22 protein-coding genes, 2 tRNA genes and 2 rRNA genes are annotated in these 24,816 nt (G+C 53.6%); 7 read left to right on the top strand and 19 right to left on the bottom strand.

The genetic code is table 11. The features are described from left to right. Position 1: 1 nt before the first annotated feature. Genes nqrM through FZF21_RS04325 form a run of 7 tightly spaced genes read right to left on the bottom strand, consistent with a single transcriptional unit; the run spans position 2 to position 6,041 of the window. On the bottom strand, positions 2–202 hold the full coding sequence (gene nqrM / locus FZF21_RS04355; protein WP_032647342.1) for a (Na+)-NQR maturation NqrM: 201 nt from the start codon (positions 200–202) through the stop codon (positions 2–4). A gap of 2 nt (positions 203–204) precedes the next feature. Then, entirely contained in the window at positions 205–1,428 is a 1,224-nt protein-coding gene (gene nqrF, locus FZF21_RS04350; protein ID WP_015571374.1) for an NADH:ubiquinone reductase (Na(+)-transporting) subunit F, read from the bottom strand. A 10-nt stretch (positions 1,429–1,438) separates the two neighbouring features. Next, positions 1,439–2,035 (bottom strand): NADH:ubiquinone reductase (Na(+)-transporting) subunit E, encoded by a 597-nt coding sequence (gene nqrE / locus FZF21_RS04345; RefSeq protein WP_003863217.1) that lies wholly within the window; start codon positions 2,033–2,035, stop codon positions 1,439–1,441. Between the two features lie 6 nt (positions 2,036–2,041). Further along, entirely contained in the window at positions 2,042–2,680 is a 639-nt protein-coding gene (locus tag FZF21_RS04340; RefSeq protein ID WP_003863219.1) for an NADH:ubiquinone reductase (Na(+)-transporting) subunit D, read from the bottom strand. Continuing rightward, positions 2,673–3,467 (bottom strand): Na(+)-translocating NADH-quinone reductase subunit C, encoded by a 795-nt coding sequence (locus FZF21_RS04335; protein ID WP_017383124.1) that lies wholly within the window; start codon positions 3,465–3,467, stop codon positions 2,673–2,675. Before FZF21_RS04335 ends, FZF21_RS04340 begins: the two co-directional genes overlap by 8 nt. Beyond that, complete coding sequence (locus FZF21_RS04330) at positions 3,460–4,695, bottom strand: NADH:ubiquinone reductase (Na(+)-transporting) subunit B (RefSeq protein ID WP_047057928.1); 1,236 nt, start codon at positions 4,693–4,695, stop codon at positions 3,460–3,462. The genes FZF21_RS04335 and FZF21_RS04330 overlap by 8 nt, the downstream gene beginning before the upstream one ends. Positions 4,696–4,697: 2 nt before the next feature. Continuing rightward, positions 4,698–6,041: a Na(+)-translocating NADH-quinone reductase subunit A gene (locus tag FZF21_RS04325; RefSeq protein ID WP_032647337.1), complete on the bottom strand. Its 1,344-nt coding sequence runs from the start codon at positions 6,039–6,041 to the stop codon at positions 4,698–4,700. Between the two features lie 300 nt (positions 6,042–6,341). Between FZF21_RS04325 and dpaA the strand changes: the two genes are divergently transcribed. Then, on the top strand, positions 6,342–7,082 hold the full coding sequence (gene dpaA, locus FZF21_RS04320; protein ID WP_006810008.1) for a peptidoglycan meso-diaminopimelic acid protein amidase: 741 nt from the start codon (positions 6,342–6,344) through the stop codon (positions 7,080–7,082). Here dpaA and FZF21_RS04315 read toward each other — a convergent pair. Further along, positions 7,053–7,820: a class II glutamine amidotransferase gene (locus FZF21_RS04315; RefSeq protein WP_017383120.1), complete on the bottom strand. Its 768-nt coding sequence runs from the start codon at positions 7,818–7,820 to the stop codon at positions 7,053–7,055. The two genes, dpaA and FZF21_RS04315, sit on opposite strands and share 30 nt — an antisense overlap. Positions 7,821–7,868: 48 nt before the next feature. Beyond that, on the bottom strand, positions 7,869–8,447 hold the full coding sequence (lpcA, locus tag FZF21_RS04310; RefSeq protein ID WP_003863232.1) for a D-sedoheptulose 7-phosphate isomerase: 579 nt from the start codon (positions 8,445–8,447) through the stop codon (positions 7,869–7,871). A gap of 239 nt (positions 8,448–8,686) precedes the next feature. Between lpcA and fadE the strand changes: the two genes are divergently transcribed. Together fadE and FZF21_RS04300 are read left to right on the top strand one after the other, a co-directional pair. Next, positions 8,687–11,131: an acyl-CoA dehydrogenase FadE gene (fadE, locus tag FZF21_RS04305; protein ID WP_058701016.1), complete on the top strand. Its 2,445-nt coding sequence runs from the start codon at positions 8,687–8,689 to the stop codon at positions 11,129–11,131. A gap of 107 nt (positions 11,132–11,238) precedes the next feature. After that, positions 11,239–12,009, top strand: a complete 771-nt coding sequence (locus FZF21_RS04300) for an amidohydrolase (protein WP_045142005.1) — start codon at positions 11,239–11,241, stop codon at positions 12,007–12,009. A gap of 100 nt (positions 12,010–12,109) precedes the next feature. On the opposite strand, the gene FZF21_RS04295 is transcribed toward FZF21_RS04300, so the two are convergent. Both FZF21_RS04295 and dnaQ read right to left on the bottom strand, forming a co-directional pair. Beyond that, positions 12,110–12,186, bottom strand: a tRNA-Asp gene (locus tag FZF21_RS04295). 132 nt (positions 12,187–12,318) lie between these two features. Continuing rightward, positions 12,319–13,050: a DNA polymerase III subunit epsilon gene (gene dnaQ, locus FZF21_RS04290; protein ID WP_003863237.1), complete on the bottom strand. Its 732-nt coding sequence runs from the start codon at positions 13,048–13,050 to the stop codon at positions 12,319–12,321. Between dnaQ and rnhA the strand changes: the two genes are divergently transcribed. Beyond that, positions 13,004–13,582: a ribonuclease HI gene (gene rnhA, locus FZF21_RS04285; RefSeq protein WP_160840538.1), complete on the top strand. Its 579-nt coding sequence runs from the start codon at positions 13,004–13,006 to the stop codon at positions 13,580–13,582. The genes dnaQ and rnhA overlap by 47 nt on opposite strands. Here rnhA and FZF21_RS04280 read toward each other — a convergent pair whose 3' ends face one another. Next, positions 13,583–14,299, bottom strand: a complete 717-nt coding sequence (locus tag FZF21_RS04280) for a class I SAM-dependent methyltransferase (RefSeq protein ID WP_017383714.1) — start codon at positions 14,297–14,299, stop codon at positions 13,583–13,585. It abuts the gene before it with no gap. A 32-nt stretch (positions 14,300–14,331) separates the two neighbouring features. Between FZF21_RS04280 and gloB the strand changes: the two genes are divergently transcribed. Then, a complete protein-coding gene (gene gloB / locus FZF21_RS04275; RefSeq protein WP_047738139.1) occupies positions 14,332–15,090 on the top strand; it encodes a hydroxyacylglutathione hydrolase in 759 nt (252 codons plus the stop codon). A gap of 68 nt (positions 15,091–15,158) precedes the next feature. Continuing rightward, a complete protein-coding gene (gene mltD, locus FZF21_RS04270; RefSeq protein ID WP_023295957.1) occupies positions 15,159–16,523 on the top strand; it encodes a murein transglycosylase D in 1,365 nt (454 codons plus the stop codon). Positions 16,524–16,575: 52 nt separating this feature from the next. Here the strand turns inward: mltD and FZF21_RS04265 are convergent, their stop codons facing one another. From FZF21_RS04265 to FZF21_RS04255, 3 genes are all read right to left on the bottom strand, one after another. Further along, the gene (locus tag FZF21_RS04265; RefSeq protein WP_015571390.1) at positions 16,576–17,349 is read right to left on the bottom strand and encodes a class I SAM-dependent methyltransferase; all 774 of its coding nucleotides are present in this window, start codon (positions 17,347–17,349) and stop codon (positions 16,576–16,578) included. Positions 17,350–17,426: 77 nt separating this feature from the next. Further along, entirely contained in the window at positions 17,427–18,227 is an 801-nt protein-coding gene (locus tag FZF21_RS04260; protein ID WP_026080641.1) for an endonuclease/exonuclease/phosphatase family protein, read from the bottom strand. Positions 18,228–18,364: 137 nt separating this feature from the next. Further along, a complete protein-coding gene (locus FZF21_RS04255) occupies positions 18,365–19,540 on the bottom strand; it encodes an MFS transporter (protein ID WP_047738142.1) in 1,176 nt (391 codons plus the stop codon). A 103-nt stretch (positions 19,541–19,643) separates the two neighbouring features. Here FZF21_RS04255 and yafC point away from each other — a divergent pair, with 103 nt between their 5' ends. Beyond that, entirely contained in the window at positions 19,644–20,549 is a 906-nt protein-coding gene (gene yafC / locus FZF21_RS04250; protein ID WP_047738144.1) for a DNA-binding transcriptional regulator YafC, read from the top strand. A gap of 30 nt (positions 20,550–20,579) precedes the next feature. On the opposite strand, the gene dkgB is transcribed toward yafC, so the two are convergent. From dkgB to FZF21_RS04230, 4 genes are all read right to left on the bottom strand, one after another. Further along, on the bottom strand, positions 20,580–21,383 hold the full coding sequence (gene dkgB / locus FZF21_RS04245; protein WP_047738146.1) for a 2,5-didehydrogluconate reductase DkgB: 804 nt from the start codon (positions 21,381–21,383) through the stop codon (positions 20,580–20,582). A 160-nt stretch (positions 21,384–21,543) separates the two neighbouring features. Beyond that, a tRNA-Asp gene (locus FZF21_RS04240) sits at positions 21,544–21,620 on the bottom strand. 55 nt (positions 21,621–21,675) lie between these two features. After that, positions 21,676–21,791, bottom strand: a 5S ribosomal RNA gene (rrf, locus tag FZF21_RS04235). Between the two features lie 72 nt (positions 21,792–21,863). Beyond that, positions 21,864–24,769: ribosomal RNA gene (locus FZF21_RS04230) — 23S ribosomal RNA — on the bottom strand. Positions 24,770–24,816 lie beyond the last annotated feature (47 nt).

Raw genomic sequence — 24,816 nt, 5'->3', positions numbered from 1 at the left:
ACTAAAGAATGCGTTGCTGCTCGCGAGCCATCCGCTTTTTCCGCGCATCGCACGGTTCCGGACAATCGCACACTTTTTCCATTCCGATGGAAGAGATTCCTCCGCAACTGCCTTGAATGCTTTTACGCTTGATGATCCAGCCTAAGGACATGCCGAAGATCACCAGCACAAACACCGCAAAGGTCGCCAGAAAAGTCAGCATAATCAGCCTCCGAAATCATCAAGCATGATGTTCTCATCTTCCACGCCAAGATCTTTTAGCATCTTAATCACGGCGGCGTTCATCATTGGTGGACCACACATATAGAACTCGCAGTCTTCCGGTGCCGGGTGCTGTTTGAGGTAATTTTCATACAACACGTTGTGGATGAAGCCCGTATAGCCTGTCCAGTTATCTTCCGGCTGCGGATCGGATAGCGCCACATGGAAGGTAAAGTTAGGGTTATCACGCGCCAGTTGTTCAAACTCATCGTCATAGAACATTTCGCGCAGTGAACGCGCCCCGTACCAGAAGCTGATCTTACGCTTGCTGCCAAGTCGTTTGAGCTGGTCAAAAATATGCGAACGCATCGGCGCCATACCCGCACCGCCGCCGATAAAGACCATCTCCGCGTCAGTATCTTTGGCAAAGAATTCGCCGAACGGGCCGGAAATCGTCACTTTGTCGCCAGGCTTGAGGGACCAGATATACGACGACATGACGCCAGGAGGGGCATCAGGCACATTCGGTGGCGGCGTGGCGATACGCACGTTGAGCATAATAATGCCCTTCTCTTCCGGATAGTTAGCCATGGAATAGGCGCGAAGCGCGGGCTCTTTTACCTCGGAAACAAAGCGGAAGAGGTTAAATTTATCCCAGTCTGCCCGGTACTCCTCAGGCACATCGAAGTCAGCATACGCGACGGTGTGTGCCGGACAATCAATCTGGATATACCCACCCGCACGGAACGGGACGCTCTCCCCTTCAGGGACACGCAGCTTGAGCTCTTTGATGAACGTGGCTTTGTTATCGTTAGAGATAACTTCGCACTCCCATTTTTTCACGCCGAAGATCTCCTCCGGCAGCTCAATCTTCATGTTCTGGCGCACAGCGACCTGGCACGCCAGACGGCATCCCTCTTTCGCTTCACGCTTCGTGATATGCGACAGTTCCGTTGGCAGAATATCACCGCCGCCCTCTTTGACCGTCACACGGCACTGGCCACAGGAGCCACCGCCGCCACAGGCAGACGAGACAAAAATCCCGTTGCCGGAGAGCGTGTTAAGCAGCTTATCCCCTGCCGGGGTACGGATCTGATTCTGCGGATCGTCATTGATATCAATGATCACATCCCCGGAATTGACCAGCTTCGCACGCGCCGCCAGGATCAGCCCTGACAGCACCAGTACTATCAGCGTGAACATCACCACGCCAAGAATAATTTCCATCTGTTAGCCCTTATAGCTGCACACCGGAGAAGGACATAAAGCCCAACGCCATCAGGCCGGTGGTGATAAAGGTGATCCCTAAGCCACGAAGCCCCGCAGGTACGTTGGCATATTTCATTTTTTCACGGATCCCCGCCATGGTGACAATCGCCAGCATCCAGCCGATACCGGAACCGAAGCCATACACAACCGATTCACTGAAGTTGTAATCGCGCTGAACCATAAACGAGACGCCACCGAAGATGGCGCAGTTTACGGCGATCAGCGGCAGGAAGATCCCCAGCGCGTTGTACAGCGACGGGAAGTATTTATCGAGGATCATCTCCAGGATCTGAACAAGCGCCGCAATCACTCCGATAAAGGTGATGAAGTTCAGGAAGCTAAGATCAACCCCCTCCACCAGCGCGCCATCGCGCAGCACGAAGTTGAATACCAGGTTGTTAATCGGAACGGAAAGCCCCAGCACAACGGTAACTGCCACGCCCAGACCAAATGCCGTCGATACCTTTTTAGAAACGGCAAGGAACGTACACATGCCCAGGAAGAAAGCGAGCGCCATGTTTTCAACAAACACCGCGCGCACAAATAAACTCAGGTAATGAGCCATTGTCGGTTACTCCTTTTCCTGCTGTTCAGGCTTCAACGTACGAATCAGCCAGATCAGCAAACCGATAATGAAAAATGCGCTTGGGGCCAGCAGGAACAGGCCGTTCGGCAGATACCAGCCGCCGTTCTGTACCGTATCCAGCACCGGAATGCCAAACAGCTTGCCGCTGCCAATAAGTTCGCGCAGGAAACCAACCGTCAACAGGATCACGCCGTAACCCAGACCGTTGCCGATACCGTCCATAAAGCTCGCCAGCGGTGGCATTTTCATCGCATAGGCTTCAGCACGCCCCATCACGATGCAGTTGGTGATTATCAGGCCGACAAACACCGAAAGCTGCTTCGAGGTTTCATAGGCGAAGGCGCGCAGGAGCTGATCGACCACGATCACCAGCGAGGCGATAATCGCCATCTGCACGATGATCCTCACGCTGTTGGGTATGTGGTGGCGGATCATTGAGATAAACATGCTGGAAAACGCTGTCACCAGCGTTACCGCCAGCGTCATGACCACCGCCGTTTCCAGCTTGGTGGTCACCGCCAGCGCCGAGCACACCCCCAGCACCTGTAGCGTTATCGGGTTATTGGCTAACAGCGGGCCAATCAGCACCTTTTTAACTTCTTTCAGTTCACCCGTATCAGCCATTATTCAGCGCTCCTTCACGTACATTCTTCAGAAAGGGACCAAAGCCCAGTTCACCCATCCAGAAATCAAAGCTGTGCTGCACACCGTTAGAGGTGAGCGTGGCACCGGAAAGGCCATCAACGGCAAATTCATCGCCGGGACGCGCGCCCCCTTTCACCACCTTCAGCGCAGGCTGGCCGTTGTCGTCGAGCACTTTTTTACCAACAAACTGTGCCCGCCAGTTAGGGTTCTCAACTTCGCCTCCCAGCCCTGGTGTTTCGCCCTGATCGTAATAAGTAATGCCTTTGACCGTACGACCATCGGTTTCCAACGCCACAAAGGCGTACATCATTGACCATAAACCGTTGCCATAGATGGGCAACACGATTTCCTGGATGCGCTTTTGCTCGTCACGGACGAGGTAAATCTCCGCGACATTGCTGCGGCGCTTAATGCCTGCCGGATCCTGCGAGGCGTCAAGCGTGGTGCTCATCTGCGGATCTTTTAGCGCCAGCGCCTGGTTGTATTTCGCCGGGTCTTTATCCATTAACTCCCCGGTTTTTAAATCCACCAGCCGTGCGGTAATACGTTCGGCAAACACCGCTGCGACGTCATCCTTCGTCATGCCTTCCTGCATCAGCCCGGCCACGGCCAGGATGTTACGCTGTTTATCCAGCGCTCGTTGCTCCTGCTGTAGCGGTTTTAACCCTACGGCAGAACCGGCCACGACAATGGAACAGACCAGACACAGTACCAGCACCACCAGCAGCGTTTTGCTGATGCTGTCGTTATTTTTGATCTCAGCCACGCGCCTTCCTCCGCTTAATGTTGGCGCGCACGACCAGGTAGTCGAACAGCGGCGCAAACAGATTGGCAAACAGAATGGCCAACATCATCCCTTCCGGATAAGCCGGGTTGACCACGCGAATCAGTACACACATCACCCCAATGAGCGCGCCGTAACACCATTTACCTCTGTCGGTAAACGAAGCCGAGACCGGATCGGTGGCCATGAACATCATGCCAAACGCAAAGCCTCCCAGCACAAGGTGCCAGTACCACGGCATGGAGAACATCGGGTTTGTGTCTGAACCAATGAAGTTGAAAAGCGTGGCGGTGAGTACCATCCCGAGCATGACGCCTGCGACAATGCGCCAGGACGCCACGCGGCCAAAGAGGATGATGGCCCCGCCGATCAAAATCATCAGGGTAGACACTTCACCGATGGAGCCCGGAATATTGCCGATAAACGCATCAAACCAGGTGACAGGCTGTCCGGTTGCATTATTGATCAGCGTTTCGCCGCCGCCAGCCGCCCACTGTGAAAGTGGCGTCGCGCCGGAGAATCCGTCTGCTGCCGTCCACACCAGGTCGCCCGAGATTTGCGCCGGATAAGCAAAGAACAGGAACGCGCGCCCTGCCAGCGCCGGATTGAGGAAGTTGCGTCCGGTCCCGCCGAAGATCTCCTTGGCAATCACCACGCCAAAGCTGATCCCCATCGCCGCCTGCCAGAGCGGCAGCGTTGGCGGAACAATCAGCGCGAACAGAATAGAGGTAACAAAGAAGCCCTCGTTGATCTCATGTTTGCGAATAATAGCGAACAGCACCTCCCAGAAACCGCCGACGATAAAGACAGTCATATAGATAGGGAGGAAAAAGACAGCGCCCAGCGTCATCATGCTGACCCAGCCGGCATCTGCCGCAAAGCTCACCCCCAGCGACTGCGCCAGACGATAGTGCCAGTCAGACTGAATCACCTGCGCCAGCTGCTCTGCATCGTACATATGGTGCAGCGCCGGAATAGTTTGCAACCCAACGTTATACATCCCCCAGAACATGGCCGGGAAGACCGCAAACCAGACCAGAATCATCATTCGCTTGAGGTCGATGGCGTCGCGAACGTGCGCCGCGCCTTTCGTCACCAGACCCGGCGTGTAGAAAATGGTCGTTGTCGCTTCATACAGCGGGTAGTACTTTTTGAGCTTCCCTTCGGTAAAGTGCGGCTCAATTTTTTCAAAGAGGTGTTTTAAGCCCATGGTTATCCTTCCTGCTCAATGCGGGTTAACACCTCGCGCAATACGGGTCCATATTCGTATTTACCTGGACACACATAGGTACACAGCGCCAGATCTTCTTCGTCCAGCTCCAGACAGCCCAGCGCCTGGGCACCGTCGGTATCGCCGGCCAGGAGATCGCGCAGCAGCACGGTGGGCAGAATATCCAGCGGCATCACGCGTTCGTAGTTGCCAATCGGAACCATGGCGCGCTCACCGCCGTTGGTGCTGGTGGAGAAGTTAAACAGCTTACGACGCAGGAAGTGGCCGAGCGTGGTGCGCGTTACCGAGTATTTTTCTGCACCAGGCAGTACCCAGCCGAACAGCTCTTTCTCGCGTCCTTCAAGCACAACGCTCACCTGAAGATGGAAACGACCCAGCCAGGCCATCGGGCCTGTCGCGTGCCTGCCGCTCAGCACCGAACCGGAAATAATACGGTTTTCACCCTCTTTCGTTTCGCCAGCCAACAGCGCCGTCAGGTCCGCCCCAAGCAGCGTGCGAACCAGACGCGGTTGGGTTGCCTGAGGGCCGCCGATGGCAATAATGCGTTCTGCGCACAGCTCACCCGTGGTGAACAGCTTACCGATAGCGATCACGTCCTGATAATTAAGATGCCAGACCTGTTTCGTCAGGCTTACCGGCTCCAGGAAATGAATATGCGTTCCCACCAGCCCGGCCGGATGCGGGCCGGCAAATTCATTAAAGGCCACCTGCCCTTGCGGATGCCCGCCCAGCTTACCGCCGCTGGCCTGGCAGACATGCACTTTGCCCGGCGTCAGGCGCGTTAACACGGTGAGGCCGGCATCGAAAGCGTTTCGTTCCGCCAGGATAAGAGGCTGCGGATCTGCGCTGAGCGGGTTGGTGTCGATGGCCGTAACGAAGATAGCGGCCGGCACAGTGCCTGGCACGGGCGTTTTGCTATAGGGGCGCGTGCGAAGCGCCGTCCACAGTCCCGACTCCAGCAGTTGCGTCTGCACCGCGTCGTGGCTGAGGGTGGCAAGATCGGCGGCGTCAAAACGCGCAAATTCGCGTTTCTCATCGCCTTCAATTTGAATAACAACCGATTGCAGGACGCGACGCTCACCACGATGGATGGCGACAACGGTGCCGCTGGCTGGGGCTGTAAACATAACGCCAGGATTTTTTTTATCCTCGAAGAGTGCCTGGCCTTTTATTACGCGATCGCCTTCCTGTACCAGCATCGCGGGACGCATGCCCACGTAATCATCACCTACAATAGCGACATGATGAATACTGGCGCCGGTGGTGACGTGCTGTTCAGGCACGCCAGAGATTGGCAGATCGAGTCCTTTTCTGATTCTAAACATGTGGTTAGCAGGTATCCATGAACAACAATCCAGAGAGGCCGGAGTGTACCATTTTCGGCCCTGCCAGGGGCAGTAAATCCGCCGTCTGGCGCGCCGAAATGCGAGCTATTGCGCAAAGTTCCTGGAGTCAGGACATTATGAATGGGTTATAAAGTAAAACTAATTTGTAAACGCAAAGGTTGGCTCTTGCGAAAATCTCCATCGGTGCTAATGTGAGCGCTCCTGTCCAGATTAGTCTGATTTCAGGTGTCTTTTGCCGTTCTGGCAAGTTGGTCATTGTTTTATCAAGGAACCAGTAGTATGCGTAAAATCGCATTGTTCATTGCGATGCTTCTGATACCGTGCATGTCGTTTGCCGGGCTGCTTGGCAGTAATAGTTCAACGACGCCGGTCAGCAAAGAGTATAAACAGCAGTTGATGGGATCCCCGGTTTATATTCAAATCTTCAAGGAAGAGCGCACACTCGATCTGTTTGTCAAAATGGGCGAGACGTATCAGCTGCTCGATAGCTACAAAATCTGTAACTATTCTGGCGGGCTGGGGCCGAAACAGCGCCAGGGTGACTTCAAAAGTCCGGAAGGGTTTTACAACGTTCAGCGTAACCAGCTAAAACCGGACAGCCGCTTCTATAAAGCGATTAACATCGGTTTCCCCAATGCCTTCGACCGTGCGCACGGTTACGAAGGGAAATACCTGATGATCCACGGTGCCTGCGTGTCTGTCGGTTGTTATGCGATGACGGATTCCGGCATTGATGAAATCTTCCAGTTTGTCACGGGCGCACTGGTCTTCGGCCAGCCGAATGTTCAGGTCAGCATCTATCCGTTCCGTATGACGGATGCGAACATGGCGCGCCATAAGTACTCTGTTTACACAGATTTCTGGAAACAGCTAAAACCGGGCTATGACTACTTCGAGCAGACCCATAAGCCGCCGGTGGTGTCCATCGTCAATGGCCGTTACGTGGTGAGTAAACCGCTCAGCCATGAAGTGGTTCAGCCGCAGCTGGCGTCAAATTACGCGGTCCCCGAGACAAAATAGCGCCCACTCGCCTGGCATGATCTTTTGCCAGGTTTCGTTGCCGGTCAGCGGCTGCGTTGCAATGACAGTGACCACATCGTTCGGTGTGGTCTCCTTCTGAAAATCAATTTCCACATCCTGATCGAGCAGCGTGGCGACGCCAAACGGCGCACGTCGGGTGATCCAGAACAGATTCGTCGAGCAGAACGCCATCACGTAGCGCCCGTCAGACAGCAGCATATTAAAGACGCCCTTCTCGCGTAACTCAGACGCCAGTGACGCTATGTACTTAAAAACGGCGGTCATATTGCCGGGCGTACGGGGGTAGCGCTCGGTCAGCTTGTGTAGCAGCCAGCAAAATGCTTTTTCGCTGTCCGTTTCACCGACAGGACGGAAATTGCCGGTTTCCAGCGACTTATAGCCCGAAAGCTGCCCGTTGTGCGCATAGGTCCAGTTACGGCCCCACAGTTCACGGGTAAACGGATGGGTATTTTCCAGCGCCACTTCGCCGCGATTTGCCTGGCGGATATGGGCGATCACCGAACAGGATTTAATAGGATAGTCCTGCACCAGTCTGGCAATGGGTGAGTTAAAGCTGGGTTGTGGATCTTTAAACGTGCGACATCCTTTGCCTTCGTAGAAGGTAATACCCCAGCCGTCTTTATGCGGCCCGGTTCCTCCACCGCGCTGAACCAGCCCGGTAAAACTAAAGCAGATATCGGTTGGCACATTGGCGCTCATCCCGAGCAGTTCGCACATAGATCACCTCCACAACAGCGGGGGGCACCGGCGCCCCCCAGCGAAGTCTTACTTAACCATCTCTTTTTCGATCAGTTGGATCAGGATGTGGATCACTTTGATGTGAATTTCCTGAACGCGATCCGCATAACCGAAGTGTGGTACACGGATTTCAATGTCCGCTGTACCGTCCATCTTACCGCCATCTTTCCCGGTCAGGGTGATCACTTTCATGCCCTTCTCACGCGCGGCGGCGATCGCTTTGATCACGTTAGCAGAGTTACCGGACGTGGAGATACCCAGCAGCACGTCGCCTTCACGGCCTACGGCTTCAACGTAGCGGGAAAAGATATGGTCGTAACCGAAGTCGTTGCCTACACAGGAGATGTGGCTCACGTCGGAAATCGCAATCGCCGGGTAGCCCGGACGGTTTTCACGATAGCGTCCGGTCAGCTCTTCGGCGAAGTGCATGGCGTCACAGTGGGAACCGCCGTTACCGCAGGAGAGCACTTTACCGCCGGCTTTGAAGCTGTCGGCAAGCAGGACCGCCGCGCGCTGAATAGCGTGAATATTGGCATCATCTTTCAGAAAATTCGCCAGCGTTTCCGCCGCTTCGTTCAGTTCGTTACGAATAAGATCCTGGTACATGAGGATAATCCTTCAGTATTGATGAAATAACACAGTGGAGTGTACCGGATAGCAGTAAAAGCGAGAAGCTAAAGCCATGCGAATCGTCCGGCGTTTTGATTTTTTGTGCCGGCTAAAACGCGAACAATGTGAACCAGGTTGTAATTATTTTGTAAACACATTGCTAAAGGAAATGACATCAACTACAACCATATCATCACAAGTGGTCAGACCTCCTACAAGCAAGGGAGCTTTTCTTTATGATGATTTTGAGCATTTTCGCAACCGTTGTGCTGCTCGGTGTGTTGTTCTATCACCGTGTCAGTTTATTCCTGAGTAGCCTGATTCTTCTGGCCTGGACGGCTGCACTTGGCGTCGCTGGCCTGTGGAATATCTGGGTCCTTGTTCCCCTGGCCATCATTTTGCTGCCGTTCAACCTGACGCCGATGCGTAAGTCGATGATCTCTGCGCCGGTGTTCAGGGGATTCCGTAAAGTGATGCCGCCGATGTCGCGTACAGAGAAAGAAGCGATTGACGCCGGTACGACCTGGTGGGAAGGCGATCTGTTCCAGGGCAACCCGGACTGGAAAAAGCTTCACAACTATCCGCAGCCGCGTCTGACCGCCGAAGAACAAGCCTTTATTGATGGTCCGGTAGAAGAAGCGTGCCGCATGGCAAACGACTTTGCCATCACTCACGAAATGGCCGACCTGCCGCCTGAGCTGTGGGCATACCTGAAAGAGCATCGCTTCTTCGCGATGATCATTAAGAAAGAGTACGGCGGTCTGGAATTCTCCGCTTACGCTCAGGCTCGCGTACTGCAAAAACTGGCGGGTGTCTCCGGGATCCTGGCGATCACCGTTGGCGTGCCAAACTCCTTAGGCCCGGGCGAGCTGTTACAGCATTACGGTACAGAAGAGCAGAAAGATCACTACCTGCCGCGTCTGGCGCGTGGTCAGGAAATTCCGTGCTTCGCGCTGACCAGCCCGGAGGCAGGCTCCGATGCCGGCGCAATTCCTGATACCGGCGTGGTTTGCATGGGCGAATGGCAGGGCCAGCAGGTGCTGGGCATGCGCCTGACCTGGAACAAACGTTATATCACCCTAGCACCTATCGCCACGGTGCTGGGCCTGGCGTTCAAACTCTCTGACCCGGAAAAACTGCTGGGCGGTGAAGAAGAGCTGGGTATTACCTGTGCGCTGATCCCAACCTCAACACCGGGCGTTGAAATTGGTCGCCGTCACTTCCCGCTGAACGTACCCTTCCAGAACGGTCCTACCCGCGGTCAGGATATCTTTGTTCCGATTGACTACATCATCGGTGGCCCGAAAATGGCCGGGCAGGGCTGGCGTATGCTGGTGGAATGTCTGTCTGTGGGCCGCGGCATTACCCTGCCGTCGAACTCAACAGGCGGTCTGAAATCGGTGGCGATGGGGATTGGGGCTTACGCGCATATCCGCCGTCAGTTCAAAATCTCCATCGGCAAGATGGAAGGTATCGAAGAGCCGCTGGCGCGTATTGCGGGCAATGCCTACGTGATGGACGCCGCAGCCTCGCTGATTACCTACGGCATTATGCTGGGCGAAAAACCCGCCGTGCTGTCGGCGATTGTGAAGTATCACTGTACCCACCGCGCACAGCAGTCAATTATTGATGCAATGGATATCGCAGGCGGTAAAGGTATCATGCTCGGCGAAGGCAACTTCCTGGCGCGCGGCTATCAGGGTGCGCCGATTGCCATCACCGTGGAAGGGGCAAACATCCTGACCCGCAGCATGATGATCTTCGGCCAGGGTGCGATTCGTTGCCATCCGTACGTGCTGGAAGAGATGGCTGCCGCGCAGAATAATGATGTGGATGCCTTCGACAAGCTGCTGTTCAAACATATCGGTCACGTCGGCAGTAACAAGGTGCGCAGCTTCTGGCTGGGCCTGACGCGCGGGCTGACCAGCGCGACGCCAACCGGCGATGCGACCAAACGTTACTACCAGCATCTGAACCGTCTGAGCGCCAACCTGGCCCTGCTGTCTGACGTCTCAATGGCCGTCCTGGGCGGTAGCCTGAAGCGTCGCGAACGCATCTCCGCCCGTCTGGGTGATGTGCTGAGCCAGATCTTCCTGGCCTCTGCGGTGCTGAAACGCTACGACGATGAAGGCCGTCAGGAAGCGGATCTGCCGCTGGTGCACTGGGGCGTGCAGGATGCGATGTATCAGGCCGAACAGGCGATTGACGATCTGCTGGCGAACTTCCCGAACCGCTTCGTGGCGGGTGCCCTGCGCGCGGTGATCTTCCCGACCGGTCGTCATCACCTGGCGCCGTCCGACAAGCTGGATCACAAAGTGGCAAAAATCCTCCAGGTACCAAGCGCAACCCGCTCTCGTATTGGTCGGGGTCAATATCTGGCACCTACCCCGCATAACCCGGTAGGTTTGCTGGAAGAGGCGCTGCTTGACGTGATGGCCGCCGACCCGATTCACCAGAAGATCTGCAAACAGCTGGGCAAAAACCTGCCGTTTACACGACTGGATGAGCTGGCAAAACAGGCGCTGGCAGGTGGCATCATCGACAACAGCGAAGTTGCGATTCTTGTGAAAGCCGAAGAGAGCCGTCTGCGCAGTATTAATGTGGATGATTTCGAACCTGAAGAGCTGGCGACACAGCCGGTAAAGCTGCCAGAGAAACACCGCAAACCTGAAGCGGCATAAGGCCTTTTGCTCCCACAAACCCCGCCCCGCGCGGGGTTTTTTATTGCCACATTTTCTGGTAATGACGTGCTACAGTGTCAAAAAGTGTTTATTAAGGAGCCTGTATCGTGCCTGGTTTAAAGATTTCTGTTTTGCAGCAACCTTTAGTGTGGATGGACGGCCCCGCCAACCTTCGCCATTTTGATCGCCAGCTGGAAGAGATTACCGGACGCGATGTGATTGTCCTGCCGGAGATGTTTACCACAGGTTTCGCGATGGAGGCAGCAAAACAGTCCATGCCGCAGGACGAGGTGGTGGCCTGGATGCACGCCAGGGCGCAGGAAACAAATGCGCTGATTGCCGGTAGCGTCGCACTCCAGACCGGGCGCGGACCGGTCAACCGCTTCCTGCTGGTCGAGCCGGAAGGAAAAGTCCATTTCTACGATAAGCGCCACCTGTTCCGCATGGCGGATGAACATCAACATTATGAAGCCGGAAGCGAACGCGTGGTATTTGAATGGCGCGGCTGGCGTATTCTGCCGCTGGTCTGCTATGACCTGCGCTTCCCGGTGTGGTCGCGCAACCGCAACGATTATGACCTGGCGTTGTACGTCGCCAACTGGCCCGCCCCACGCTCCCTGCACTGGCAGGCTTTACTGACCGCGCGCGCGATTGAAAATCAGGCTTATGTCGTTGGCTGTAACCGCGTGGGAACGGACGGCAACGGGCATCACTATCGCGGTGACAGCCGGGTGATCAGTCCGCAGGGAGAGATTATTGCCACCGCCGAGCCGCATCAGGCAACACGAATTGACGCTGAGATCTCGTTAACGACGTTAAAGGAGTATCGGGAGAAGTTTCCGGCCTGGCAGGATGCAGATCCGTTTACGATCGGATAAACGCAACCCGCGATGTTACCCTGGCTTATCGCCCTGCGTAACATCAGGGAAAAGCAGAAATGAAAAAGGCCCACGTTATAAATAACGTGGGCCTGAATAGTGGCGGAACGGACGGGACTCGAACCCGCGACCCCCTGCGTGACAGGCAGGTATTCTAACCGACTGAACTACCGCTCCACTGTTCCCGTTTGGGGAACGAGGCGAATATTACGGTTTGCCTCTGAACTCGTCAACGCTTTTTCTCAGGTTTTGAATCGTTTGCTGCAAAATTCACCCAAACGGTGATTTAACAAACGTTTCGGCACATTTTCACGTGCGCCACAAACAGCTTCCGCCCTTCTTCTGCACTAAATCGAGACGAGATTCATGGTTCATCAGTTCTTCATCACTGGCTAAAACAACCCGCAGGCGATTCGCCTGACGCACAATACGCTGAATTCCCCCTTCATCCCGCGTCTGCTGGGATTCATTTTCCATACTGAATTTCATCGACGTTTGCCCGCCGGTCATGGTCAGGTAGACATCGGCCAGGATCTGGGCATCGAGCAACGCGCCGTGCAGCGTTCGCTTGGTGTTGTCTATCTCATAGCGAGAGCACAGGGCATCAAGGCTGTTACGCTTGCCGGGGAACATCTTCCTTGCCAGCGCCAGGCTATCCGTGACTTTACAGAACGTATTCGTCTTCGGGATATCGCGGTTGAGCTTGCTGAACTCATAGTCCATAAAGCCGATATCGAACGACGCGTTATGAATGACAAGTTCCGCACCTCTGATGTAGTCGAGAAATTCATCTGCGACGTCGGCAAAGGTGGGCTTATCCAGCAAAAACTCATCGGCAATTCCGTGAACGCCGAACGCTTCCGGGTCCACCAGCCGATCGGGTTTGAGGTAAACGTGGAAGTTGTTGCCCGTAAGGCGACGGTTCACCACTTCAACGGCACCAATCTCAATGATTTTGTGCCCTTCGTAGTGGGCGCCAATCTGATTCATACCGGTGGTTTCGGTATCGAGAACAATCTGGCGAGTAATTGCAGTGCTCATAGCGGTCATTTATGTCAGACTTATCGTTTTACTGAACGTTTCAAATACAGGAAGTCTACCAGAGATGCGTAAACAGGTAGAAATTTTCACCGATGGATCTTGTCTCGGTAACCCAGGGCCCGGCGGCTATGGCGCCATTATGCGCTATCGCCAGCATGAAAAAACATTTAGTGAAGGCTATTTCCTGACCACCAACAACCGCATGGAGCTAATGGCGGCCATCGTGGCGCTGGAAGCGTTAAAAGAACATTGTGACGTGGTGCTGAGTACCGACAGCCAGTATGTCCGCCAGGGTATTACCCAATGGATCCACAACTGGAAAAAACGCGGCTGGAAAACGGCAGAGAAAAAACCCGTCAAGAATGTCGATCTCTGGAAGCGTCTTGATGCCGCCCTCGGTCAGCACGAAATCAAATGGGAGTGGGTAAAGGGGCACGCCGGTCACCCTGAAAACGAACGCTGTGACGAGCTGGCTCGCGCGGCGGCATCCAACCCAACCCATGAGGATGCAGGTTATCAACCTGAATCCTGATCATGGTTTTTTGTACTGCCGCGTGGCCCCCACGGTCTGGCGGATCCGCGTTTTTGATTTGCTTTGCTTCATCGGGTTGAGCGTAAGGGGGATCGTCCTCTTACGCGCGACAATAAATTGCATGCAGCCCAGCGCGGGTAAATGGGTGCTTAATAAGACCCCGCCTTTACGCGTCCAGGGGATGACCTGAAAACCCCCGTAGCTCAGCACTTCGAAATTTAACAGTGAAAGCCAGTCCAGCTGGCGCATCATGGTAAACATCCTGCTGTTATAAGGCGGCGTGCGACGCAGAACGGGCGTTAGCTTACGTAGCCCCATCAGACTCAGCGGATTAAAACCGCTCAGGATCAGCCAGCCGTCATCAATCAAAACGCGGTCGGCTTCCCGCAGCAGACGATGGGGATCGCTGCACCAGGGCAGCGTGTGGGCGAGCAGACAGGCATCAATGGATTTTTCCGCAAACGGCAAATGCAGCGGATCCGCTTTCACCTGAACCGGGGAGCCATTAAGCGATACGCTGACCTGATGCGAGATAGCGCAGCTTTCGGTATTGATTTCTGCGCTCAGATTGCCAATCTTAAGCAGGTGAAAACCATACATTTTCGCGAGCCAGGGTTTAAGCTGAAGTTCTAAGGCCTCGCGATAATATTCACCCCAGGGCAACTCTGCCCAACGTTCCGGTGGTGCGACAGTCTGAGGTATCCTTGCCGGTTTCATCAAAACACCCGCCACGCTATAAGAGGTAATGCATGAATCTTATCAGTATTTCCGCCTTTCAGGACAATTACATCTGGGTTTTAGTCGACGACGATCGCAGATGCATCATTGTTGATCCAGGCGAATCCGCACCGATCCTGCACGCGATAAAAGAAAACGACTGGCAGCCTGAAGCGATCCTCCTTACCCATCACCATCACGATCATGTCGGCGGTGTTCCCGATCTCCTTGCGCGCTATCCCCATCTACCCGTCTACGGACCAGCAGAGACACAGGATAAGGGTACGACGCAAGTTGTTGAAGAAGGTGAAAGTATCCTCATCCTCGGGTGGGAGTTTTCCGTATTTGCCACGCCAGGTCACACTTCCGGGCATATCTGTTTCTACAGCAAACCTTATCTGTTTTGTGGCGACACGCTGTTTTCTGGCGGCTGTGGAAGGCTGTTTGAAGGCACGCCAGAACAGATGTATCAATCTTTACAAAAAATTAATGCGCTGCCAGCCGACACCGTAATTTGTTGCGCACATGAGTATACATTAGGGAATATGAAGTTTGCTGCAAGCGTGCTGCCTGAGGATCGGGCGATTCAGGATTATTACCAGAAAGTGAAGGAGTTACGTGCAAAAAACCAAAAAACACTCCCCGTAATTCTGAAAAATGAGCGACAAATAAATTTATTTTTAAGAACTGATGATGTTGATTTAATTAATAAAATTAATCAAGAAACAAATTTGTTACAACCTGAAGCGCGATTTGCATGGTTAAGGTCAAAGAAAGATAACTTCAGATAATTGCGGGTTGCCTTTTCAAAATTTCGCCGTTATCATCGCTCGTCTTTTAAGCAACTATTGACACACACATGAAGGCAAAAGCGATATTACTCGCCTCTGTCCTGCTTGTAGGTTGCCAGTCACAAAACGGCAGCAACGTACAACAGCACGCACAGAGCCTTTCTGCGGCTGGTCAAGGGGAAGCAGGGAAGTTTACGAGTCAGGCGCGATGGTTGGACGATGGGACATCCTTTGCGCAGGAACAAGACTTGTGGGCCTCTATTGGCGACGAGCTAAAGATGGGAATTCCGGAAAACAGCCGGATTCGCGAACAGAAACAGAAGTATTTGAGAAATAAGAGCTATCTCCACGATGTAACATTACGGGCAGAGCCGTATATGTACTGGATAGCCGGGCAAGTTAAGAAACGTAACATGCCTATGGAACTGGTACTACTACCCATAGTGGAGAGCGCTTTTGACCCGCACGCGACGTCTGGCGCCAATGCAGCAGGCATCTGGCAGATCATTCCGAGCACAGGGCGAAATTATGGTTTAAAGCAGACCCGCAACTACGATGCGCGTCGTGATGTTGTCGCTTCAACGACAGCCGCTCTCGACATGATGCAACGTCTGAACAAGATGTTTGACGGCGACTGGTTATTGACCGTCGCGGCGTATAACAGTGGTGAAGGTCGTGTACTGAAGGCAATGAAAGCGAATAAAGCGCGTGGTAAACCCACAGACTTCTGGTCGCTCTCACTGCCACAGGAAACAAAGATTTACGTACCGAAAATGCTGGCACTGGGCGATATTCTCAAGAACAGCAAACGTTACGGTGTACAACTGCCAACACCAGACGAAAGTCGTGCACTGGCGCGTGTCCGCCTCAGCAGCCCGGTTGATATTCAACAGGTTGCCGATATGACGGGTATGTCGGTAAGTAAGCTTAAAACCTTTAATGCAGGTGTTAAAGGCTCCACGCTGGGCGCTAGTGGCCCTGGCTATGTGATGGTTCCGCAGAAACATGCGGAACAGTTACGAGAGTCTTTGGCTTCGGGTGAAATTGCAGCCGTTCAGTCCACGCTGATCGCTGATACGTCGCCTGTAAGCAGCCGCAGCTATAAGGTGCGTTCAGGTGATACGCTTTCAGGTATTGCATCACGTCTTGGCGTGAATGCGAAAGATCTCCAGCAGTGGAATAATCTGCGCGGATCTGGTCTGAAAGTGGGTCAAACGCTGACCGTAGGTGCAGGTAGCAGCGCACAGCGTCTCGCTAAAAACAGCGATAGCATTACCTATCGCGTACGTAAAGGCGACTCGCTGTCCAGTATTGCTAAGCGTCACGGCGTAAACATCAAAGATGTGATGCGCTGGAACAACGATACTGACAACCTGCAACCTGGCGACCAGCTGACGTTGTTTGTGAAAAACAGCGCTACGCCAGATTCCTGATAGTACGATCGCTTGTTAAAAAGGCACCGATTCCCCTCGGTGCCTTTTTTATTTATCCCGCTTTTTGCGCTTCAGCCATAATGGTGTCGCTGGTAAACGAACCATCGTCATGCAGTTCAAAGTACGCCTTCACGTCAGCAGAGGCGCTCTCCTGATACAATCGGATCGCCTGAGTCAATGCCTCGGGTGTGCGCATCCGTGCAATCCATGATGTGAACTCCAGCGGCAAACGGTCGGTTATCAATGAGCGTGAAATCAAGCCGGCTTCGGTGATAAACGTAAGCCACTCTCCACTGGAGTAGTTTTGCACGTGCGAGGTATCACGCAGCGCTTCAACCGTCTGGAGCCAGATATTTCGTACCGGATGTCCGGGAGACATCACGTCCATGATGATGAAGATTCCGCCCGGTTTGAGCACGCGTTTCACTTCCCGTAATGCCTGCCCCACATCATGCCAGTGGTGTGCAGAGTAACGGCTAATCACAACCTCAAACGACGCATCCTCAAAGGGTAAAGATTCAGCGTAGCCCTGGCGCGTCGTGACGTTATTCAGCCCTTTCGCTTTCGCCGCTTCAGCAACCACATCCAGCATCTGGCTCGATAAGTCATATGCCGTCACCTGAGCAACCTGCTGTGCGGCGGTAAAACTGGCGTGCCCCGCCCCGCAGCCTAAGTCCAGCACGTGCGCGTCAGGAAACGCGGCGAGCCGTTCGCCGAGACGCACCAGGTCGCGGCCAGAGGCGTGCACGGCGCTGCTCAGGTAGGCACTTGCCTGAGAACCAAACTGTTTTTCGACGTTGTCATGATGGGAGTGTGTTGTTGTCATGTTGCTGTCCTTTTATGGGTTAAAAAATAAAGGGCAGCACCCGCACAGGCCTGCCCCACGGCAGACCTGACGCACCATTATTTATCAGGTTTGCCGGGACTGAATTCAACTAGTAGAGGATTATGATCGGAGGCGCGCGTCACCAGAACGGAGGCGTCGTGCACGCTTAAACCCCGATAGAAGACAAAATCGAGAGGACGACCAAACGCTTTCTTGCGCTGGTCATCGTTAAAACGAACTTCACGCAGCGACATTTCACGCGCGAAGCGGTACAACGCGTTCATACGTGGACGGCTCCAGGCATTGAAGTCCCCGGCCATAATGATCGGCCCACTGTGATGAGCAATCTGATCGCCAATGGGTAGTAACTGCTTACTGTACACATCAACACCCAGGCTGAAGTTCACCGCATGAATGTTTACCACCATCAGCAGACGGGTGTCGGGCAACGGATAGACCGTGACCAGCGCCGATTTTGCCAGACGCAGGATTGGCTCACGTTCACGCAGCGGGCAGCAATAGACCGGATGTGCGGCTGAAAGGGTCATCACCCCAGAAGGATGCTGTGGCAGAACAAAGGCAGGCACCTGATCGGCTGCAAGATAGTTTGTCGTTGCAAACCTGACCAGCTCAGGCGTGGTTTGCGCCTCCTGTAACAGCACCAGATGCGCATCTTTACCAAAATTTTTAAGTACGGATAACCACTCCGCACGCTGTTGTTTAAAGATGTTCCACACCAGTACGCGAATTTTTTCGTCACTGCTTAATGGCGTGCCCGCTGGTAATGCCTGACCCAGGCTCGCAAACGACCCCGGAGGCAAGATCCTCTCCGCGGGCATTCCGGCAACATAACGCATGGCATAGGTATTTTTTCGCACTTTTGGAAACGACCTCTGTAACATGAACCAGCCCGGAAAACGGACTGGTTCTAATGTTATAGGGATTTTAGGTCACACTTTCAACGCAATTACTGAGAAACCGCTTTCCAGTTTTGTAAGCAAGCACTTACTGATACTTATCCAAGCGCGACGCGAGCGGGTTTATCAAGCCGTCCACTCAGACCAATAAGCAGGAAAGCGACAAGCACAATTACCGCACCAATCCATGGCGTTTGGGTTAATCCAACGTGTTCAACCGTCTGCCCGCCGATAACCGATCCGAGTGCGATACCGATATTGAATGCGGCGATATTCAGGCCGGATGCGACATCCACCGCATTGGGCGTATAGCGTTCGGCTTTCTGTACAACATAGACCTGCAATCCCGGTACGTTACCAAACGCGAATATTCCCATAACCAACACAGTTACCAGCGCAGCGTATTGTATCGACGCGGTGAACTGGAAAATCATCAGCAGGACAACCAGCGCGGCGAAGATAAATTTTAGCGCCGGTACCGCACCATGCTTATCTGCAAGCTTGCCGCCCCAGATATTGCCGATTGCGACGGAGATACCGTAGCCCAGTAAAATCCAGCTCACTGCGCCCGGAGAAAAACCAGCCAGCTCCTGCATCATCGGTGCAAGGAAAGTGAACGCAGTGAACACACCTCCATAACCCAGAGCCGTAACGGCATAGATCAGCAGCAGGCGCGGGTGTGTCAGAACCTTAACCTGATCGCTCAGGCTGGCGCTCGCGCGCCCCGGAATGCTGGAGGGCACCAGTAGCAGGCTGGCTACCAGAGCAATTACGCCCAACAGCGATACCGCAAGGAAGGTTTCTCGCCAGCCAAAATGTTGCCCAATAAACGTTCCTAACGGCACGCCGGTGACCAGCGCGACGGTTAAGCCGCCAAACATAATCGCAATGGCTGACGCCGCTTTCTCTTTTGGCACCAGGCTGGTTGCAATCGTGGAACCGATGGAGAAGAAGACACCGTGCGCGAGGCCAGTCAGCAAACGGGCAATGACCAGGGTAGTGTAGTCTGGAGCCTGCCACGCCAGAATATTGCCGGCAGTGAAGAGCACCATCAGGGCAACTAACAGTTGTTTACGTGGAAAGCGTCCAGTCAGTGCGGTCAGCACAGGCGCCCCAACAGCGACGCCTAACGCGTAAATAGATACCAGCAGCCCGGCAGAAGGCAGCGAAATGGCGAGTTGTTCAGCAATAGTGGGAACAAGTCCTACAATAACAAATTCGGTCGTGCCAATTGCGAAGGCACTGATCGTCAGGGCAAGAAGCGCCAGTGGCATAAATACTCCGTCTCTTCAGGATTAAGATGACAGGCAGTATGCGCCAGTGTTTAAATAACAAAAATGGTTAGAATCTCAATAGAATTTTGCGGATGATGCAATAATGAAAGCCACATCGGAAGAACTGACTATCTTTGTTGCCGTTGTTGAAAGCGGCAGCTTCAGCCGTGCGGCCGAACAGCTCGGGCAGGCGAACTCCGCCATCAGCCGCTCGGTGAAAAAGCTGGAGATGAAGCTCGGGGTAAGTCTGCTCAACAGAACAACGCGGCAGCTCAGCCTGACGGAAGAAGGTGAACGTTATTTTCGCCGCGTACAATCCGTTTTGCAGGAGATGGCGGCAGCTGAGACGGAAATAATGGAGTCGCGTAGCACTCCGCGTGGATTGCTACGCATTGATGCGGCGACGCCGGTCGTGCTTCATTTTCTGATGCCGTTAATCAAGCCATTCCGGGAACGTTATCCGGAGATGACTCTGTCCCTGGTCTCTTCAGAGACGTTTATTAACCTGATTGAGCGTAAAGTTGATGTGGCGATCCGCGCGGGAACCCTGACGGATTCAAGTTTACGCGCTCGCCCACTGTTCACCAGCTACCGCAAAATTATCGCGTCACCGCAATATATTGCAGAGCATGGCAAACCGGAGACCGTTGAGGAGCTGAAGCAGCACCTGTGCCTGGGCTTTACGGAACCTGTCTCGCTGAACACCTGGCCCGTGGCCTGTCATGACGGACAACTTCATGAGATCACTTGCGGACTTTCGTCTAATAGCGGAGAAACGCTGAAACAGCTTTGTCTTGAAGCAAATGGGATCGCCTGTTTATCAGACTATATGATTGATAAGGAAATAGCTGCGGGTCAGCTTGTAGAACTGATGGCTGACAAACGCTTACCTGTAGAGATGCCTTTTAGCGCAGTGTATTACAGTGACAGAGCGGTAAGTACGCGCATACGCGCTTTTATCGACTTCCTTAGCGAACATATAAAAACAGCTCCCGGAGGAGCTGTGTGAGGGTTTAAGGGTACAGAGGAAGGGCTTTTATTAATCCCAGTCTGGTGCTAACCCTTCCGGGCTGACCAGACGATCGTTACATTCCAGTGCAGCGATCGCGTTTTTATCTTCATCATCAAGCTGAAGATCCCGCACTAACAGGTTACTTGCCAGGTTTTCACGTTTGGTTGAAGACGGGATCACGGCATAGCCCTCACCCATCGCCCATGCCAGGATCACCTGTGCGGCTGTCGCATTGTGTTTTTCAGCGATGCGTGCAATCACTTCATCTTTCAGCGCCTTACCATATGCCAGCGTCATGTACGAGGTGATGTGAACACCATGCTGTTTCGCCCAGTCCACGACTTTGTGGTTTTGCAGGTAAGGAGAGAGTTCAATCTGGTTGGTGGCAATATTCTCTTTACCCACTGCGGCAATGGCCCTTTCCATCAACGGGATGGTGAAGTTAGAGATGCCAATTTCACGCGTTAAGCCCTGCTCTTTCGCTTCCAGCAGCGCCTGCATGAACTCCTCCACAGAGACGGCATCGTCAGGTGATGGCCAGTGGATCAGCGTAAGATCAACATAGTCAGTACGCAGCTTTTTCAGACTTTCCTTCAGGCTTGGGATCAGCTTGTCTTGGCCGAGATTCTCAATCCAGATTTTAGTGGTGATGAAAAGTTCGTCGCGCGGTACGCCACTCTCTTCGATGGCCTGGCCTACGGCAGCTTCGTTATCATAAATCTGCGCCGTATCAATAGCACGATAGCCCAACTCGAGTGCGGTTTTAACAGATGCAATAACAACATCGTCTTTCAGGCGGAAAGTGCCCAGACCCAGTGCAGGGATAGTCATATGATTCCTCAATCGTTATGTTCATAAACTGAGGAGAATTATCGCTGTAGTTGTTATGACGAAAAAGATCGTGAAACGCAGAGGATTTTTGCTAATTTCGCAACAATCAAACGACAGATAAGAAAAAAGCCCTGAGCGTTAGCTCAGGGCTTTTAATAAGTGGCGGAACGGACGGGACTCGAACCCGCGACCCCCTGCGTGACAGGCAGGTATTCTAACCGACTGAACTACCGCTCCACCGAATACTTCTGTAACCACCGGATTAATGCACCGGCTTACTACTTAATTTGATGCCTGGCAGTTCCCTACTCTCACATGGGGAGACCCCACACTACCATCGGCGCTACGGCGTTTCACTTCTGAGTTCGGCATGGGGTCAGGTGGGACCACCGCGCTAAAGCCGCCAGGCAAATTCTGTTAATCTGTATCAAAGCTGAAATTTGATTGTCTGTCTCTTCGCCAAAACACCTTCGGCGTTGTAAGGTTAAGCCTCACGGTTCATTAGTATCGGTTAGCTCAACGCATCGCTGCGCTTACACACCCGACCTATCAACGTCGTCGTCTTCAACGTTCCTTCAGGAGACTTAAAGTCTCAGGGAGAACTCATCTCGGGGCAAGTTTCGTGCTTAGATGCTTTCAGCACTTATCTCTTCCGCATTTAGCTACCGGGCAGTGCCATTGGCATGACAACCCGAACACCAGTGATGCGTCCACTCCGGTCCTCTCGTACTAGGAGCAGCCCCCCTCAATTCTCCAGCGCCCACGGCAGATAGGGACCGAACTGTCTCACGACGTTCTAAACCCAGCTCGCGTACCACTTTAAATGGCGAACAGCCATACCCTTGGGACCTACTTCAGCCCCAGGATGTGATGAGCCGACATCGAGGTGCCAAACACCGCCGTCGATATGAACTCTTGGGCGGTATCAGCCTGTTATCCCCGGAGTACCTTTTATCCGTTGAGCGATGGCCCTTCCATTCAGAACCACCGGATCACTATGACCTGCTTTCGCACCTGCTCGCGCCGTCACGCTCGCAGTCAAGCTGGCTTATGCCATTGCACTAACCTCCTGATGTCCGACCAGGATTAGCCAACCTTCGTGCTCCTCCGTTACTCTTTGGGAGGAGACCGCCCCAGTCAAACTACCCACCAGACACTGTCCGCAACCCGGGTAACGGGTCTACGTTAGAACACCAGCCATTAAAGGGTGGTATTTCAAGGTTGGCTCCACGCAGACTGGCGTCCACGCTTCAAAGCCTCCCACCTATCCTACACATCAAGGACCAGTGTTCAGTGTCAAGCTATAGTAAAGGTTCACGGGGTCTTTCCGTCTTGCCGCGGGTACACTGCATCTTCACAGCGAGTTCAATTTCACTGAGTCTCGGGTGGAGACAGCCTGGCCATCATTACGCCATTCGTGCAGGTCGGAACTTACCCGACAAGGAATTTCGCTACCTTAGGACCGTTATAGTTACGGCCGCCGTTTACCGGGGCTTCGATCAAGAGCTTCGCGTTGCCGCTAACCCCATCAATTAACCTTCCGGCACCGGGCAGGCGTCACACCGTATACGTCCACTTTCGTGTTTGCACAGTGCTGTGTTTTTAATAAACAGTTGCAGCCAGCTGGTATCTTCGACTGATTTCAGCTCCGCCCGCAGGGGCTTCACCTACACATCAGCGTGCCTTCTCCCGAAGTTACGGCACCATTTTGCCTAGTTCCTTCACCCGAGTTCTCTCAAGCGCCTTGGTATTCTCTACCTGACCACCTGTGTCGGTTTGGGGTACGATTTCGTGTTACCTGATGCTTAGAGGCTTTTCCTGGAAGCAGGGCATTTATCACTTCAGCACCGTAGTGCCTCGTCATCACACCTCAGCGTTAACAAGGTACCGGATTTACCTGGAACCTCCGCCTACATGCTTAAACCGGGACAACCGTCGCCCGGCTGACATAGCCTTCTCCGTCCCCCCTTCGCAGTAACACCAAGTACAGGAATATTAACCTGTTTCCCATCGACTACGCCTTTCGGCCTCGCCTTAGGGGTCGACTCACCCTGCCCCGATTAACGTTGGACAGGAACCCTTGGTCTTCCGGCGAGCGGGCTTTTCACCCGCTTTATCGTTACTTATGTCAGCATTCGCACTTCTGATACCTCCAGCATGCCTCACAGCACACCTTCAACGGCTTACAGAACGCTCCCCTACCCAACAACACATAAGTGTCGCTGCCGCAGCTTCGGTGCATGGTTTAGCCCCGTTACATCTTCCGCGCAGGCCGACTCGACCAGTGAGCTATTACGCTTTCTTTAAATGATGGCTGCTTCTAAGCCAACATCCTGGCTGTCTGTGCCTTCCCACATCGTTTCCCACTTAACCATGACTTTGGGACCTTAGCTGGCGGTCTGGGTTGTTTCCCTCTTCACGACGGACGTTAGCACCCGCCGTGTGTCTCCCGTGATAACATTCTTCGGTATTCGTAGTTTGCATCGGGTTGGTAAGCCGGGATGGCCCCCTAGCCGAAACAGTGCTCTACCCCCGAAGATGAATTCACGAGGCGCTACCTAAATAGCTTTCGGGGAGAACCAGCTATCTCCCGGTTTGATTGGCCTTTCACCCCCAGCCACAGGTCATCCGCTAATTTTTCAACATTAGTCGGTTCGGTCCTCCAGTTAGTGTTACCCAACCTTCAACCTGCCCATGGCTAGATCACCGGGTTTCGGGTCTATACCCTGCAACTTAACGCCCAGTTAAGACTCGGTTTCCCTTCGGCTCCCCTATACGGTTAACCTTGCTACAGAATATAAGTCGCTGACCCATTATACAAAAGGTACGCAGTCACCCCATAAAGAGGCTCCCACTGCTTGTACGTACACGGTTTCAGGTTCTTTTTCACTCCCCTCGCCGGGGTTCTTTTCGCCTTTCCCTCACGGTACTGGTTCACTATCGGTCAGTCAGGAGTATTTAGCCTTGGAGGATGGTCCCCCCATATTCAGACAGGATACCACGTGTCCCGCCCTACTCTTCGAGTTCACAGCAAGTGTGCTTTCGTGTACGGGACTATCACCCTGTACCGTCGGACTTTCCAGACCGTTCCACTAACACACAAGCTGATTCAGACTCCGGGCTGCTCCCCGTTCGCTCGCCGCTACTGGGGGAATCTCGGTTGATTTCTTTTCCTCGGGGTACTTAGATGTTTCAGTTCCCCCGGTTCGCCTCGTTAACCTATGTATTCAGTTAACGATAGTGCAACGGATTGCACTGGGTTTCCCCATTCGGACATCGCCGGGTCAAGGGTTCATATCACCTCGCCGGCGCTTTTCGCAGATTAGCACGTCCTTCATCGCCTCTGACTGCCAGGGCATCCACCGTGTACGCTTAGTCGCTTAACCTCACAACCCGAAGATGTTTCTTTCGATTCACCATCGACTTGCGAAAA

This window comes from Enterobacter sp. LU1 (assembly GCF_008271405.2).
GTDB classification, from domain to species: Bacteria; Pseudomonadota; Gammaproteobacteria; order Enterobacterales; family Enterobacteriaceae; genus Enterobacter; species Enterobacter hormaechei_C.
The sequence above is the reverse complement of the archived record's forward strand: the minus strand, read 5'-3'. Positions and strand labels throughout refer to the sequence as shown.

What these genes read in the sequence shown, in the direction of transcription:
- FZF21_RS04255 (WP_047738142.1), bottom strand. Translation starts at nt 19,540, where the DNA reads ATGCCACTGGCGCTTCTTGCCCTGACGATCAGTGCCTTCGCAATTGGC.
- nqrE (WP_003863217.1), bottom strand. Translation starts at nt 2,035, where the DNA reads ATGGCTCATTACCTGAGTTTATTTGTGCGCGCGGTGTTTGTTGAAAAC.
- lpcA (WP_003863232.1), bottom strand. Translation starts at nt 8,447, where the DNA reads ATGTACCAGGATCTTATTCGTAACGAACTGAACGAAGCGGCGGAAACG.
- FZF21_RS04280 (WP_017383714.1), bottom strand. Translation starts at nt 14,299, where the DNA reads ATGAAACCGGCAAGGATACCTCAGACTGTCGCACCACCGGAACGTTGG.
- FZF21_RS04330 (WP_047057928.1), bottom strand. Translation starts at nt 4,695, where the DNA reads ATGGGCTTAAAACACCTCTTTGAAAAAATTGAGCCGCACTTTACCGAA.
- yafC (WP_047738144.1), top strand. Translation starts at nt 19,644, where the DNA reads ATGAAAGCCACATCGGAAGAACTGACTATCTTTGTTGCCGTTGTTGAA.
- fadE (WP_058701016.1), top strand. Translation starts at nt 8,687, where the DNA reads ATGATGATTTTGAGCATTTTCGCAACCGTTGTGCTGCTCGGTGTGTTG.
- dpaA (WP_006810008.1), top strand. Translation starts at nt 6,342, where the DNA reads ATGCGTAAAATCGCATTGTTCATTGCGATGCTTCTGATACCGTGCATG.
- nqrF (WP_015571374.1), bottom strand. Translation starts at nt 1,428, where the DNA reads ATGGAAATTATTCTTGGCGTGGTGATGTTCACGCTGATAGTACTGGTG.
- FZF21_RS04315 (WP_017383120.1), bottom strand. Translation starts at nt 7,820, where the DNA reads ATGTGCGAACTGCTCGGGATGAGCGCCAATGTGCCAACCGATATCTGC.
- nqrM (WP_032647342.1), bottom strand. Translation starts at nt 202, where the DNA reads ATGCTGACTTTTCTGGCGACCTTTGCGGTGTTTGTGCTGGTGATCTTC.
- FZF21_RS04265 (WP_015571390.1), bottom strand. Translation starts at nt 17,349, where the DNA reads ATGACAACAACACACTCCCATCATGACAACGTCGAAAAACAGTTTGGT.
- FZF21_RS04325 (WP_032647337.1), bottom strand. Translation starts at nt 6,041, where the DNA reads ATGTTTAGAATCAGAAAAGGACTCGATCTGCCAATCTCTGGCGTGCCT.
- dkgB (WP_047738146.1), bottom strand. Translation starts at nt 21,383, where the DNA reads ATGACTATCCCTGCACTGGGTCTGGGCACTTTCCGCCTGAAAGACGAT.
- gloB (WP_047738139.1), top strand. Translation starts at nt 14,332, where the DNA reads ATGAATCTTATCAGTATTTCCGCCTTTCAGGACAATTACATCTGGGTT.
- mltD (WP_023295957.1), top strand. Translation starts at nt 15,159, where the DNA reads ATGAAGGCAAAAGCGATATTACTCGCCTCTGTCCTGCTTGTAGGTTGC.
- FZF21_RS04340 (WP_003863219.1), bottom strand. Translation starts at nt 2,680, where the DNA reads ATGGCTGATACGGGTGAACTGAAAGAAGTTAAAAAGGTGCTGATTGGC.
- dnaQ (WP_003863237.1), bottom strand. Translation starts at nt 13,050, where the DNA reads ATGAGCACTGCAATTACTCGCCAGATTGTTCTCGATACCGAAACCACC.